Annotated in this window: 11 protein-coding genes and 1 rRNA gene; 9 read left to right on the top strand and 3 right to left on the bottom strand. The window is 45.2% G+C overall.

Going from position 1 to position 14,477, the window contains the following annotated elements:
- The 4 genes from VNN20_16780 to VNN20_16795 all read left to right on the top strand — a co-directional run.
- Window positions 1-180, top strand: a 180-nt coding sequence (locus VNN20_16780) for a hypothetical protein (protein HWP93844.1), incomplete at its 5' end; no start/stop codon positions are given.
- Window positions 181-869: 689 nt separating this feature from the next.
- Window positions 870-1,691 (top strand): LysM peptidoglycan-binding domain-containing protein, encoded by an 822-nt coding sequence (locus VNN20_16785; GenBank protein ID HWP93845.1) that lies wholly within the window; start codon window positions 870-872, stop codon window positions 1,689-1,691.
- Window positions 1,692-1,865: 174 nt separating this feature from the next.
- Window positions 1,866-2,168 carry a hypothetical protein gene (locus VNN20_16790; protein HWP93846.1) on the top strand — a complete coding sequence of 101 codons (303 nt, stop codon included), beginning with the start codon at window positions 1,866-1,868 and terminating at the stop codon, window positions 2,166-2,168.
- Between the two features lie 234 nt (window positions 2,169-2,402).
- A complete protein-coding gene (locus VNN20_16795) occupies window positions 2,403-4,439 on the top strand; it encodes a glycosyltransferase (protein ID HWP93847.1) in 2,037 nt (678 codons plus the stop codon).
- Between the two features lie 36 nt (window positions 4,440-4,475).
- Here the strand turns inward: VNN20_16795 and VNN20_16800 are convergent, their stop codons facing one another.
- The gene (locus tag VNN20_16800) at window positions 4,476-5,348 is read right to left on the bottom strand and encodes a hypothetical protein (protein HWP93848.1); all 873 of its coding nucleotides are present in this window, start codon (window positions 5,346-5,348) and stop codon (window positions 4,476-4,478) included.
- 236 nt (window positions 5,349-5,584) lie between these two features.
- On the opposite strand from VNN20_16800, the gene VNN20_16805 reads away from it, so the two are divergent.
- Together VNN20_16805 and VNN20_16810 are read left to right on the top strand one after the other, a co-directional pair.
- A complete protein-coding gene (locus VNN20_16805; protein ID HWP93849.1) occupies window positions 5,585-7,534 on the top strand; it encodes a glycosyltransferase in 1,950 nt (649 codons plus the stop codon).
- 27 nt (window positions 7,535-7,561) lie between these two features.
- Complete coding sequence (locus VNN20_16810) at window positions 7,562-8,956, top strand: BNR repeat-containing protein (protein ID HWP93850.1); 1,395 nt, start codon at window positions 7,562-7,564, stop codon at window positions 8,954-8,956.
- 94 nt (window positions 8,957-9,050) lie between these two features.
- Here the strand turns inward: VNN20_16810 and VNN20_16815 are convergent, their stop codons facing one another.
- Window positions 9,051-10,280: a glycosyltransferase family 4 protein gene (locus VNN20_16815; GenBank protein HWP93851.1), complete on the bottom strand. Its 1,230-nt coding sequence runs from the start codon at window positions 10,278-10,280 to the stop codon at window positions 9,051-9,053.
- Window positions 10,281-10,571: 291 nt separating this feature from the next.
- Here VNN20_16815 and VNN20_16820 point away from each other — a divergent pair, with 291 nt between their 5' ends.
- Window positions 10,572-12,089 carry a glycosyltransferase family 39 protein gene (locus tag VNN20_16820; GenBank protein ID HWP93852.1) on the top strand — a complete coding sequence of 506 codons (1,518 nt, stop codon included), beginning with the start codon at window positions 10,572-10,574 and terminating at the stop codon, window positions 12,087-12,089.
- A gap of 97 nt (window positions 12,090-12,186) precedes the next feature.
- On the opposite strand, the gene VNN20_16825 is transcribed toward VNN20_16820, so the two are convergent.
- Complete coding sequence (locus tag VNN20_16825; GenBank protein HWP93853.1) at window positions 12,187-12,927, bottom strand: XRE family transcriptional regulator; 741 nt, start codon at window positions 12,925-12,927, stop codon at window positions 12,187-12,189.
- A gap of 183 nt (window positions 12,928-13,110) precedes the next feature.
- Here VNN20_16825 and VNN20_16830 point away from each other — a divergent pair, with 183 nt between their 5' ends.
- Window positions 13,111-13,509, top strand: a complete 399-nt coding sequence (locus VNN20_16830; GenBank protein ID HWP93854.1) for a hypothetical protein — start codon at window positions 13,111-13,113, stop codon at window positions 13,507-13,509.
- A gap of 531 nt (window positions 13,510-14,040) precedes the next feature.
- A 16S ribosomal RNA gene (locus tag VNN20_16835) occupies window positions 14,041-14,477 on the top strand; the annotation flags it as partial.

Raw genomic sequence — 14,477 nt, forward strand, 5'->3', positions numbered from 1 at the left:
TATCCTCTCCTGGATACGGTGTCTCTTAAAGAATCTCCTTATAAGCCCCGTGCCCCCGAACCGGGTGAGGTTACTCCCGGTGAACTGCTCATAGACTTCCTTTATTTTTTGATTGCCTGTCCCTCTTTTTTGAGATATATTTCTTTTTCACTTGTTCAGTGCCTCCTCTATAGCTCTTAAGGTTTGTGAAACACCCTTATTTTACTATAGTTGGAGGCACTTTTGTCTAGAAAATATCCCTTTCATGCATAATTTGGGATAAACTCCGTTGAACCATGGGTCTTTTAATCACCCTTCGTCTCCGCTCTGGGGTGAAGTAGTATTAGAATGAGTTCCCCTCCTTCATGATGGGCCTTTCGGCGTAGTTTATGCTGAGGAATCGAAGCACTCAACATACATTCCGTCGAACCATGAGTGCTTCGACAAGCTGGATGAGCAGATTAACATCCGCTGGGAAGGGAGTGTAAAAACCCGTTCGTTCTCAGCGCGGTCGAGGAATGAACACGTCGAGAAACCATATCCTTTGATTAAACTCAGAACAGGTTCATAGGTGTAGAAACTTCCTTCTGAATGGGACAAGAAGGATTCGGAGATAGCCATGCGCAGAGTAGTAGTCATCTTGAATAAAAATTTAATACGACAACGTCTGTTACTAAATCTAGAGTAGTAAAGATAAAAGCATACTTGTGGGAATTCCCACTGTGTTTTCCGTGCATTATCTCACAGTTAAACGTGTGCTATCTTCCTTGAATCCAAAGACTCATTCCTTAACTCTCTGTAATCACTAGATACTAAACAAACGAACATACTTGGCACGGAGGTTGCAAACTACTAATTCTAAAAAATCCTACACAAGGAGGTAAGATACAATGAAAAAATTGCTTGTATCTGTATTAGTGGCATCGGGGCTTACCCTTACCGGAGTGAGTTCCTTTGCCTTGGAAGACCAGCCTCAGGGCGCCGAGACTGAACAACAACAGATGGAGCAGCCCACTACTAACCAGGAGGCTACTAAGCCCACCGAGATCAAGGGCGAAGTGACGAATGTCAAAGAAGATACTGTAGAGGTCAAAGACGAATCAGGCATGACCCATTCGTTCAACACCACTGCATTGGAAAACGCGGACGAACTCAAGGCCAGCCCACTTGAGCCCGGCGACATGGTCAAAGTGGAAATAGAGAACGGAGTGGCCACCTCCATCGAGAGGATCGAGGGAGACGACCAAGCCTCTTCCGAAAGTCTTTTCAAAGATGAAGGCGACATTTCTGCAGAGGGCGCGGCAACGGAAGAGGAGCCCATTGGTGCCGATAGCGCAGAGCCGGGCATGAAAGAAGATGCCGGTTCAGCCGAGGTTACTTCCGAGACTGAAAGCCAGAAACCATTGGCTGAAGCCGAACAGGGGGCTCAGGTAGCAGGAGAAGGGGAATATGTAGTGAAAGAGGGTGATACCCTGGCAGAGATTGCCGAGGAGCATCTTGGCTCTCAGGATAAATGGATTATCATAGCCAGGGCCAATGACCTTGAGAATCCCGATTCAATCCACGTTGGACAGCGTTTGACCATCCCATCGGAGTCGGAAATCCGGTCCGAGGAATTTGATCAAGAACAAGGTCTGGAGCAAGCACCGGAAGAAATGCGAAAGGACGAGCCGACAAAGGATGATTCCGGAAGCCCACTCGGAGACTACTAAGGTTATAAGAAAGGGTTATCGAGCCTAAAACCAAGAAGGAGGAAAAGCGAACTTAACATATAGGTCATCACACCACCATCCTTCCTCAGCAACCGTTGCGGCTTGGGCATGGTACCTAAGTCGCAACGGTCTAATAAAACCGGCCAAGATACTTCGAAGTGAGGTGAAAAAAAGATGAAACGGCTTCTTCTATCGTTGTTTATGACTGCGGTTATTACCACCTTTGTTGGAATAAGTTCTTATGCCGAGACAGAGCCAGTAATAAACGGATTCTCTTCTGAAGTTTATACCAAAGATGAGGCTAAGTTTCTTACAGTTAAGGATGAAAAAGGTGACCAGCATCTCTTCAAAACGATTGCGCTTCTTAGATTCGATAAAAACGGGGTAAAATTTGAAGTGGGGGAGGGGATCTCGAGAGAAAAGACGGAAACTATGATTGATTCCCCGGCATCAAATTCCACCCGAACATTAAATTAGCTTAGCAGTTCAGGACTCCACACAATATGCCCCCCGGTTAAGCCGATGGGATCGTGACGGTATTACTGCAAGACCATATCCTACACTGCTTCGGTGTAGTTGATTGAAAGAGAATTTGAATCGATAAAAATTTTGAACTGCCAGTTTAGGGGTGATATATTAAATTTCCAAACCGAACGCAATGGTTATGTTTGGGTCTAAGTTTGGCTAGACCCGGAGGATGGGAGCAATAGTATGCATAACCATTTTAACATCTTAGACCATCCTATTATCTTTACGTTTCCTAGACGATTAACTCCGTTTTCATCTTGGCATGAGCACATCCCTTTTGCAATGCTCTTGGTTGATATACTCAAGCCGAGGGTGATTGTAGAGTTAGGAACGCAATATGGAGATTCATATTGCGCTTTTTGTCAGGCTGTTCAGGAGCTTAGCCTAAACACCAGTTGTTATGCTATTGACACATGGCGGGGAGATGCTCATACGGGCTCCTATGGCCCGGAGGTCTTAGCTGACTTAAGTGAACATCATGATCCCCTCTATGGTAGTTTTTCCCGCTTGGTAGAGAGCACATTCGACGAGGCACTAGAGCATTTTAATGATGGAACCATAGACCTTCTCCACATAGATGGCTACCATACATACGACGCGGTGAGGCACGATTTCGAGTCATGGCTACCGAAAATGAGCGATTGCGGGGTTATTCTCTTTCACGACATCAATGTTCGAAAGGGTGACTTCGGGGTGTGGAGGTTATGGGAAGAGCTTAAGGAAAAATATCCTCACTTTGAGTTTGTTCACGGGCACGGCCTGGGAGTACTGGCTATAGGCAGGAGGCAGTCAGGTGCTTTTCAAGAACTGATGAGGGCGTCGCCGGATGAAGTTCTGAGAATTAGAAGTTTCTTATTTCATATCTCACAAAGACTTACGCTTAAGACCGAGTACATGGCACAATTAAGTGCAGAGCATAAGCGATTCATGCTAGACATAACGCAACTTCCGTCTATTGTGAAGGCCCAGGAGCGGTCGTTAACTGAGAAGAATCAGCGATTAGAAGGGCTTCTGGCTGAACAGAAGGGTTTGAATCACAAGATCAAGATTCTTCAGGCCTCTCTGGAACAGAGAGAGGAAGAAGCAATGAGATTAGAAGAAGAGCAGAGGCGGTTAACACAGCGGATAAACCAGCTTGAAACCACTATACAGAACCAACAACAAGAAATAAATGATAAGGTGGAGCAAGTTCAAGAGATGATTGAACTTATTGGACAGAAAGACACGGTGATTCAGGAGAAAGACAAACAAATACTCGAGGTGGGGAAGATGAAAAATCCATTAGTCAGCGTGATCATGCCTGCATATAACCACGAAAAGTATGTGGGTGAAGCGGTGGAGAGTGTACTCAACCAAAACTTCACCGATTTTGAATTTATCATAATAAACGATGGGTCGACGGATAATACGGATGAGATTATACGGGGATATAAGGACACCCGTATCCGCTATTACACCCAGGAAAATATAGATGCACCTAACACCATCAACAAGGGAATCAATCTTTCTAATGGGAAATACATTTCTATAATTAATTCCGACGACGTTTACCATAGAGACCGGCTGGCCGTCCTGGTAGACACAGCCGAATCAAAAGATGCCCGCTTCATCGCCACCGACTTGGTATTCATAGATAAATCTTCCACAGTCATTGAAGACCCATTATTCAAATACAATTCCTGGTATAACCGATTAAAATCTATCTATATGGAGACCGGTTCTGTTGAGAGCGTAATTTTCTCGAACAATATAGTAGTGACGAGCTCGAACATGTTCTTTCACAGTAATGCCAAGGAAGAGGTTGGATTATTCAATAAATACCGGTATACGCATGATTATGACTTCATACTTCGAGCACTGGCAGCCTACCGAAATAGATTTTTATTTCTGGCGGATAAGACGTTACTTTATTACAGAATTCACGATAAGAACACAATCAGACAGGCCCCTCTTCGCTCACAGGACGAAACATTCAACATTTTTATAAGGATGATCCCGGAGTTCATGAGCAATGGGGATGATAAGCTTATTCTTGAAAACGCCTTGTTCCGTCTTGGCAAGCTCTACGGTAACCGGTTTAGAGAATGCAGAAGATTGAGAAGGTCAAACCGGAAAATGAGAAGATCAAGAAGCTGGAAGCTGACGGCACCGCTCCGTTGGTTTTACGGCAAATATTCTGCTTTTTTGAGATTAGGCTCCAAGCTGGCGGCATCGAAATAGCTTTAGCTGGCTGGACGCGCACAACTAAGGCCCATCCTAGAATCTGAATAGCCTGCTAATATTATGGCTTAGGTCATTCAAAAAAGCTCTTATATTCGACTTGCCTTTTCCGACCGTGTCACCAAAAAATAAATTTTCCATGTATCCTGAGCCTATTTCTTTAGGTAGGGTTTTATTATCACAAATTAGCCAATCATTATTGTCGTACCTGACAATACCCATATATTCGGAGTAAAGTTCCTTATAAAAATCCAAGTCCTCATTGGTAAACCAGTATCTCCAATTCCCATAATTTTTTGACCTTGATACCCGAGCATAAATTTTGGGCACCTTTGCATCTGCTTTAACCGGGAAGCCCAGATAGTTATTAAGGTTCCTAAAATTATTCTTTATCATATCCTCGTATTTATAGATGAACCAATCGGAACCAAGATTTCCGACAAATTTGGCCACTGCGTTAATTACATTCAGATGATATTCTCTCAACTCGTCTATAGTTCTAATGCTTCCGTCTTCTTTATATTTATCCAGTTCACGGAACGGGACTGCTTTGCAATTCCTCTCCTTGTATTTCAATTTATTTAATGCTGTTTTGAATGTGTCCTCATTCGGGTTGTGAGCCCGATACCATTGGTAGAGAAACGAGCTTATGGCTATGTCTCTAGGGTCCCGGGCTAGCCATATTTTCTTCTCGTAGTCGCTGAAATCATTAACTTTTTCGGGTGTTGTGTAAAGGTCGGGGTCCAAACCGAAGAGGCATTTTGCCAGGACATTTGGGGGAATTTCCCTTTCTCTCTCCCTCGACTTAGGCTCAAAAATGATGTCGGCCGGTGGGTCGAGGGCTTTAGAAATCACGTATGTTAGCTTGGTGGTACCCGATTTTGGGAGCCCATATATCAGAATCTTCATTTCGAACATACGATAAAAACAGTGGTTATCGATTCCATATTTTCCGCTATGAACTTTGTTGTTCATTTTGGGGGCGCCGCTGTTTCGGTTAGGCGCTCCTTGATAAAATTATAGGATTTATTATATATAATGGAAGTCAAACATCCTTTGTGCCAGCGTTACTTTTTATTCAAAATATGTAAGCCAAAATAAGAAGTTAAAAGGGCGTTAGCGAAGGTCATAAGACACTTAATATCATGGAAAAGATAAAAGACATAGAAATAAGAGAGTTGAACGAACAGATTAGTGAATTAAAGGAGCAAATCAAGGTCCTTCAACAAGAAAAGGAAAATTACGATGATAAAATACACACGCTGGAGTTAAAGCTTCGTAAATTTGAGGGTAAGATCCGAAGATTACGGAAAAGAAACCGAAAACATGAAAAAACTATTTCTGAAATCCGTAAATCCCGGTCTTGGCAAATCACTAGACCATTAGAGATAATCGCAAAATATCCGGTCCAGTTAATCCATTACTTAGGCCACAGTTTAGAAAGTAAGGCAGGTCGAAAGAAATCCAGAAAGAAAATTGTTGTCTATTCGGCTATATCCGGGGACTATGATGAATTAAAAAGGTCAGAGTACGTCTCCCCGGGCTGTGATTACGTTTGTTTCTCGGATAAACGAATTGGTAACCATCATAATTGGCGAATTATACCTTTTGATTATTATAATGCCGACCCGACCAGGACCGCTAGGTACGTTAAGTTGCATCCCCATGTATATTTTCCGGATTATGAGTGGAGTATTTGGGTAGATGCCAATCTTTTAATCGTCGGGGACGTGGCCGATTTCATATCGAGAATGCCGCTTAATTGCCACATGGCCACATTCAAGCATCCATACCGGGATTGTATTTACGACGAGGCCTCTAAATGTATTGACCTGAAATTGGACAAGCCGGAAATTATCATGGCTCAGATTAATGGTTGTAAGTCAGAAAATTATCCCCATAACCTAGGATTGTCCGAAACCAACCTAATCGTCAGAAAGCATAACGAAGGGGATATCATTCAACTAATGAATGATTGGTGGAAGGAAATAGATAACGGCAGCAAAAGGGATCAGTTAAGCCTGAATTACGTTGCTTATAAAAACGATATAAGGCTTGGCTTTTTAGCCGAGGGCGGTATCAGCGTTAGAAATCATCCTTGCTTCAAGCTATTCAGACATAATTCTCCATCTAACGCCGGGACCAAAGCGCTGAGGAGGTCATTCAGGCGGAATAAGGAATTTGTCTTGGGAGCGGCGAACCGCATCTCGTTACTCAAAAAGACTGGAATGTTGAATGTCGACATTATAGTTTGCGTTCATGACCGTCTCGACCATGTAAAGAAGTGTTTATCATCCATCGATGGTTCAAGGCAAACAAGCCATCGGCTAATTATTGTTGATGACGGGTCGGATACTGCAACTCATGAGTTTCTGAGGAGTTTTGTCGCAAGGCATTCTAGGGACGTTCTTATTCACCACCAAAGTGCACTGGGTTACACCAAGGCCGCCAATTCCGGCCTAAGGGCTTCTACCGGTGATTATGTTATCTTGCTTAACAGCGATACAGTTGTAGCTTTTAATTGGATATCAAAATTACTACAGTGCGGCGAGAGCGCATCAGATATCGGAGTTATAGGTCCATTGTCCAATGCGGCAAGCTGGCAGTCGGTTCCGGAACGCTTTGACGAAAAGGGTGATTTCGCGGTGAATCAATTGCCCGCTGGTTTTAGTGTTAGCGATATGGATAAATTAATGGAATCTTATTCTACGATTTTTCCACGGGTGCCGTTGGTAAACGGATTTTGCCTTGCAATTAAACGCAAGGTTATAGATAAAATTGGGTATTTTGACGAAGAGAATTTTCCCGACGGGTACGGCGAAGAGAATGACTACTGCTTTCGGGCGACCGACGCTGGATTTGCATGTGCAATCGCTACCCATACTTATGTTTATCATGCCAAATCACAGAGTTATACCCATGAACGGCGGCGCATTTTAGGTAGACAGGGCGGTTTATCTTTCCGGCAAAAATACCCTTCCCATCGCATTGATAACGCAATCGAAACTATGCGATTCCAGCCAATCTTAGGGTATGTGCGTGAGGGGATTAAGCAGTCACTGGATAAGAGTCTTTACGGGAAGCTTTACCGCTAAGTTCCTGTTTGCTTGAAATTTGCAGCCATGAAAAGGTTAGCCGGCCGTGTTTATCAGACCCGGCTTGTTGCTCTTGTTGTCTTGGTTATGGCGGTGTTGAAAGCTATGTACACTTTTCCTCGGCCAAAAGAACTAAGTCCATCAAATATCGTACCGATCGGAAAAGGCTGGGCAAGTAACACCGTGAATACTGTTATTTTTAGACACCACGGTTTAGTTTCTAAGGACGGATTCCAGTTTGGAGCCTATTATGGAGCAGACGGTGAATTGTGGGTAGTTAGAAGGGAGCTTAAAACCGACCGGGTCGTGCTACACCAAATCCATGGCCCATTCAATACCACCGACGCCCACAACTCCATCAGCCTTGGCTTAGACAGGCTTGGTTTTCTTCATATAAGCTATGACCAACACGGAGATACGCTCAGGTATCGTCGTTCTTCAAGGCCTTTATCTATCGATGCCTGGAGTGAAGAACTTCCCATGACCGGGGTAAGAGAGGGTCAAGTTACCTATCCTTCTTTCTTAATGTCCAGGATAGGTGAAGGGTACGGCCCTTTACTATTTCTCTACCGCCTGGGAGTGAGCGGGGATGGCGATGCATGCCTAAAAGAATATGATGAGGCTAGAAGGTGCTGGGTCGACCGTAATCCCTGTATCCTTAAAGGCACGGGGCAGAGGCCATGGACCAGCAATCCTTACTGGAATCACCCCGCCTTCGACAAGTATGGGCGTTTACACCTGTCCTTCGTCTGGCGAACGCACGCCACCGGAAAAGATAGGATCGTTAGCAATATCAATATAGACTATGCCTTCTCGCCCGACCTGGGAAGGACATGGTTCACCTCGAGGGGCCGTCCCTTAAAGATGCCTATTACCCAGGTGAATTCCGAGACGGTGTTTGCGGTCTCTCCCGGGGCTAACCTCATCAACCAGGCCAGCAGCGCCGTGGACAGTAATGGCCGGCCACACATCGCCTTTTACTCCGATGACCCGGACGGGGTTCCCCAATATCAACACCTCTGGTTTGACGGTAAAAAGTGGCGACACAGTTACGTCAGCGAGAGGACAGAACCTTTTGTCCTCCGGGGCGGGGGAACGCTCCCCATCCCCATCAGCCGTCCGGAGGTGGTCATCGACGACGCTGATAATGTTTACATAGTATTCCGGGGAGACCTTACCGGCCAGCGCATGGCTGTAAAGAGGCTTTTAGCGCCGGACTACCAGCCGTACGGTGAAATGCGCATTCTGTGGGGGGATACGGTGGAGTTTGCCGAGCCGGTGATAGACCGGATACGCTGGCATTCCGACCGGGTCCTTTCCATGTTGATTCAGCGGAGTGGACAGCCGGCACATGATGGGGAAGCTCCAAAGCGCACAGAACCTATTTTTATCGTCGATTGGAACCTGGTGAATGGTTGGTAAATTGATAATGATGATATGCCGGTAATGTAAATAGTGTTTTGTCCGACCCAAATATAATTGTGGGTAGAGCTGTGCTTGTCGTCATATTCTAGATTTAATTTAAGGGGCGAAGCAAGCGGCCGAGCCAGCGGATGGGCGCGGTTATTCTCCAGCTCCAGCTATCCAGTATGTCCGGGGATACCCGGAGAAACCGTGGTGGGACTATTACGCCCTTGGGACGTTTGTAATTGCCGGATTTTGCCTCTTCCGTAACGTGTTTGAATAGGTCTATATACTTCTGCGCCACGTCTTCGATGTTGTATCCGCTGTTTTTAATTTTGCTATACGCTTGAAAAGACATCTGCCGACGTAAATTCAGGTCCTCTTTGAGTGTGGCTATACGCTCTGCAAACATATTAATGTCTCCCACCGGCACTTTGTATCCGTTAATACCATCCTCTATCAGGTCCGGTATCCCGCTATGTATGTCGGTAACCACCGGAACACAACCATGAGCCATGGCTTCGAGGAGAGAAACCGGTGTTCCCTCGAACTTCGAGGTCAATATGAAAACGTCGTTTTGTGAAAGTATTTCCGAAATCCGGTCGTTTGGTAATGCGCCCAAAAAATTGACAGCATTTTGCTTGTCAAGCTTCTTGCATTCGTCTAGTAGTTTTTTCTCATGAGGCCCATTGCCCATGATGGTGAGTTTAAACGGTACTCCCCTCTTCTGTAATAAGGCTAAAATCTTCGGTATATCCAGGATTCTTTTCTGATACTGAATCAGGCGACCGGCGTAAACTAACTTTATGGGCCGGTTATCATCCGGAGCTCGCTCCGGGAACTTCTCCGTAATGTGAACCCCGTAGGGGATGGTGAAAAGCCTTTTCCGAAACGTCTCGTCGAACCCGGCAACCTTATCCCCTATAGCCCGGCTGACCGCTACTATGGCGTCCCAGTAACGACCGAGCCTGATAACGGCGTCATAATGAGCACGGGCATCGCTGTGCACGACCCCAACAATCTGTATTCGGTTGGAAAGCCTAGGGCAGATAGAGGAGTGTCCAAAGTCATAGTTAGGCAGGTAGATGCAGGGAGACTCTTGCTCTAAATAGTTCTTAAGTGCCTTCCAGTGGGATTTCCAGTATGTATTACGTTTAACCCTTACCGGCAGTATCTCGAACGGTATGCCCGGTGTCAGCGGCACCTCGATGCCCGGGTAATATTTGCGTCGGTCCGTCTGGGTCAGTAGTATCTTGGCCTCGATGCCGCGCTTCAAAAGCTCTCGAGCCAAGTTAGCAGAAAATGCGTTTATCCCATTCAGGTGCCATCGGGGGGATGTCATTATTACCTTGAAGCACATTTTCCTCGATTATCTAATAACTATTGATTAATGGTTAGATGCTTGGGTTAAGTATGTCCTAATATTACCTAGATTTGCCATTTATAAAAAATCTACCGGTTATGAATCTCCCTCTAAACATCTGGATACGGAATCAGTGTAAGGGGACTACCTCCCGACCTTAATAACGGCCCCCGGCCGGCGCCCCATGAAGGCTAATAAAATTTGGTATAATTCTTATAGGATCGGAACAGTTTGAACCCCTTGAGCCAGTTAAGATAGACACTCGAAAGAATGACGAAGCTGAAATTAAGAAGAGAAGGATTGGCGCTGGCTGCAGTTTTACTCATCGGTCTTTTTCTTAGGTTATACGACCTGGGTGGCGAGAGTGTCTGGCTGGATGAAGCCTTCTCCATCCAAATGGCCAAGTCAAACCTATCGGGTGTTATCGAGGCTACCACCCAGGATACTTATCCTCCTCTTTATCCTATACTTTTGCACTACTGGGTCGGTTTTTTGGGAGACTCCGAATTCTCTACCCGGTTTATGTCCGTACTATTCGGCTTCTTGGCGGTATTGATGATCTACAAGGTGGGCATCCTGGTTTCGGACAGGGAGACGGGAATTCTAAGTGCCCTGATCCTGGCCTTATCCAATTTTCATATTTATTATTCCCAGGAAGCAAGAATGTACAGCTTAATGGTCCTCCTCACCCTGGCCTCAATGTATTTCTTCCTGAGAATGTTAAAAAGCGAGGGTAGGGCAGATTCGATCGGTTATATACTGTCCAGCTCTCTATTGATGTACACCCATATTTACGGTTTATTCATAATAATTGCACAGAATATTTATTCGTTTACTGAGCTCATATTAGAGAGGAAAGACTCTAAACTAAATTTGAAGAAATGGATTCTGCTACAGCTTATATTAGCCGTCCTATTCTCGCCCTGGGTTACGGTTTTTATGGAACAGGTGATACGAGCACAGAGCGGAAAGAGAATAGGTTGGATACCGGTGCCTTCGGTCCAGAGTATTATTAACTCCTTTAAGCTGTATTCAGGGTCTTATCTGTTACTGTCTCTTTTTCTGGTACTGTCTTTCTTCTCAGTGGTAGGATTCAAAAAATTTGGTGAAGGCATATATTGGAGAGACCTGTTTGCATCTATGCGGGGCTACAGGTGGAAAATCTATCTGTCGAACATAAAGACGGGTTATTTTCTATTGGTATGGTTATCGTGCCCCGTTATTTTGCCTTTCCTGATTTCTAAATTCTTTACCCCGATCTACTGGTATAGATACACAATCGTCGCCTCGTTAGCCTTTTATTTGTTAGCGGCGATAGGAATAAGAAACCTCGGGCCAAAACTCAAGTTTGCCGTAATCACCCTGATTGTCCTAGGTTTCTTGGCTAATGTTTGGGAGGGTTACTCCACTGTTAACAAAGAACGTTGGAGAGAGATGGTAGATTATATCGACACTAACGCCAGCGAGGGGGATTTGGTGCTTTTCAACGCGAACTACGCCCAGATACCCTTCGACTACTATTCTAAAAGAACCGACCTGGTCAAGAAACCATTCCCGGAAGAAACTAATATCGTGGATGAGGACAGCGTAAAAAAGCTCGACTCCAGTGTCAAGGATTATAACCGGGTGTGGGTGGTTCTGGCCCACAGCTACGATTCCCAAGGCCTCATCAAGAAGAGCTTAGACCAATCCCATAATTTATTGTCCAGCCGGGAATACATTGGCATGAGCTATGCCAGCAACGACGAACATCATAAGCTGGAGGCTAGCCTATTTGAGAAAAAGTGAGAGGAGATTCTCCTATTCTCAGTGTTATGAATCTCTTGATTCCCTAATATGGATTGCTTTGTCGGTAAAAATTATAGTAAATTCGATATTAGTTGTTTTATACCTCAGTCGTTATCACCCTTATTACCCTGCCTATTATCCGGAGCTCATCCCTTTCCAACGCTTCGAGTGGGAATACCTTCTCTTTGTGCATCGGATTATCCGGTTTTAAGATTATTTTTTGATAATCGATGTAAACCCTTTTAACCGTGGCCCCGATGTAGGGAACCTCCAATAGATAGGCCTTGCCGTCGATGATGTCCTTCTGGTTCATATCTACAAATACGACAGACCCGTCCGGGATATTGGCTTCCATACTGTCGCCCCTGACCCTTACCAGGAGTATGTGGTCCGAGAGCCACCTTGCCTTTACCGGGACCCAGTCTATAGGTTCCGGTGAAGAGTAATTCCGGAGAGCCTCCCCAGCATCGGCTTCGTTATAAACCGGGGCAAGCACGATTTCCTCCTTGGCATAATGCCCGATATTGTGACCCGGCTGCCAATGCCTTAGGTCGTCGGAATTAAAAGGATGTGATTCTGCTGCCGGAGGGTAATCGCTTTTCGCCGAAATGACTTTATTCTTGAACATTTCACCTAGGCCACTCCGTAACCACTCAGGATTGGCTCCAAAAGCCTGTTCTATGAGCAGAAAAAGACGCTCGGTGACCGGGGTCCTTCCCTTTTCTATGTTAGAGATGTAACTCCGGTTATACCCAATCGCCGAGGCGAATTCCTCTTGATTCTTGTTTAAATGTTGTCTTAGTAACCTTATCCTCACCCCATTTTGTTTATTATCCATATTTTCTCCTTGACAATGTTATCGGTATACTATATATTAGTTAATAATTAACTTTTGTCAAGCTATAGAGTTTATAATGAACATTTTATTAACCAATAAATTATACAGGTTAGACTGCCTCGATGTAAAACTAACTCCGGGTTTTAGCCGTATAAGAAAAACACAGACGGGGGTGTAAATACTATGTATGAGCTACTGGGTAGTGCGACTACAGGTTTTCTTAACCGTATGAGGGTCCGGGAGCGAGAGCTGAAGAGGTGGCTCCGAGCTATCCTGTTTCTGATTGCCTTATGCCTAGCCGGGATGGATTCCGCCGATTTCAAGGTTTTCGTCCTGACAAAGGTTCTCGCCGTGCTTATTATCCTCATCGTATATGTGGAGGGAAAAGGCTCCTGGAGACAAAGAGAAACGGCGTCTATAAGGGATGGGTATATGGGTAGACCGTTGAGGGGTTCTCATGTAGGGGCCTTGCAGATTTTTGAGAGAAGGAAATCTGTTCCCTGCTCGTATTCGTTCAAACGATTGGACAGGGATGGGAAGGTCGACCTGGTTGGCAGGCTGGTTTTTCCGAGGACGAGATAGAAAAAGACCGGCTCTATCAGTAAGGCCGTAAAAATCCAGAGAATAAACCTCCAAATACCCAACGGAGGATGAAATATATACCAAGGCGTTTTATTTTCTCTCTCTGTTTATCATTCCGAGTTTAGCTAAAAAACCGAGGCACCCATCAGTTATACTCCACGATAATTTTCTCCAAGCTAGGTGTTGACCGTTTCTTGCGGCATACGCCGGAAAGTCGGGTGATACCACAGATATCATCAATGAGCACATAGTATAGGCGTGGCCTCTATGGGTAGAGCTACTAAGCTCAGTGGCCTCTACTTCTTTACACATCTATACTATCTAACCTTGACATAGAAAAAGAGATGCTTAAAATAATTTTGCTCGATATTTTTAATTTTCTTTCTGATTTGTTCTTGACAAGCATTAACGCATAAGTATAATTTTATTCTTCCCTCGAGAAGTATTAAGCTTACTCAAGCTACAAGTTCTTTGAAAATTAAATAGCAGACGCAGGCGGGCCAAGAAGGAGCAGGCGATTCACTTTAGGTTTACATGAAGAGTTTGATCCTGGCTCAGAGCGAACGCTGGCGGCGTGCTTAACACATGCAAGTCGAGCGCAGGCATTTTGGGGGTAACCCTGGGATGTGCTGAGCGGCGGACGAGTGAGTAATACGTGGATAACCTACCTTTTAGATTGGGATAACTCTGGGAAACTGGAGCTAATACCGAATAAGACCACGGTGTCTACGGACACTGGGGTAAAAGGCGGCTGGGCAACCGGCTGTCACTAATAGATGGGTCCACGTCCCACCAGGTAGTTGGTGAGGTAATGGCTCACCAAGCCAAAGACGGGTAGCTGGCCTTAGCGGGTGGTCAGCCACACGGGGACTGAGACACGGCCCCGACTCCTACGGGAGGCAGCAGTGGGGAATATTGGGCAATGGGCGAAAGCCTGACCCAGCGACGCCGCGTGGGGGAAGAAGGCC

Source organism: Thermodesulfobacteriota bacterium, from assembly GCA_035559815.1.
Lineage (GTDB): Bacteria > Desulfobacterota_D > UBA1144 > Nemesobacterales > CSP1-2 > DATMAT01.

Coding starts and splice junctions, on each gene's coding strand:
- VNN20_16785 (HWP93845.1), top strand. CDS start 870: ATGAAAAAATTGCTTGTATCTGTATTAGTGGCATCGGGGCTTACCCTT.
- VNN20_16790 (HWP93846.1), top strand. CDS start 1,866: ATGAAACGGCTTCTTCTATCGTTGTTTATGACTGCGGTTATTACCACC.
- VNN20_16795 (HWP93847.1), top strand. CDS start 2,403: ATGCATAACCATTTTAACATCTTAGACCATCCTATTATCTTTACGTTT.
- VNN20_16800 (HWP93848.1), bottom strand. CDS start 5,348: ATGAAGATTCTGATATATGGGCTCCCAAAATCGGGTACCACCAAGCTA.
- VNN20_16805 (HWP93849.1), top strand. CDS start 5,585: ATGGAAAAGATAAAAGACATAGAAATAAGAGAGTTGAACGAACAGATT.
- VNN20_16810 (HWP93850.1), top strand. CDS start 7,562: ATGAAAAGGTTAGCCGGCCGTGTTTATCAGACCCGGCTTGTTGCTCTT.
- VNN20_16815 (HWP93851.1), bottom strand. CDS start 10,280: ATGACATCCCCCCGATGGCACCTGAATGGGATAAACGCATTTTCTGCT.
- VNN20_16820 (HWP93852.1), top strand. CDS start 10,572: ATGACGAAGCTGAAATTAAGAAGAGAAGGATTGGCGCTGGCTGCAGTT.
- VNN20_16825 (HWP93853.1), bottom strand. CDS start 12,927: ATGGATAATAAACAAAATGGGGTGAGGATAAGGTTACTAAGACAACAT.
- VNN20_16830 (HWP93854.1), top strand. CDS start 13,111: ATGTATGAGCTACTGGGTAGTGCGACTACAGGTTTTCTTAACCGTATG.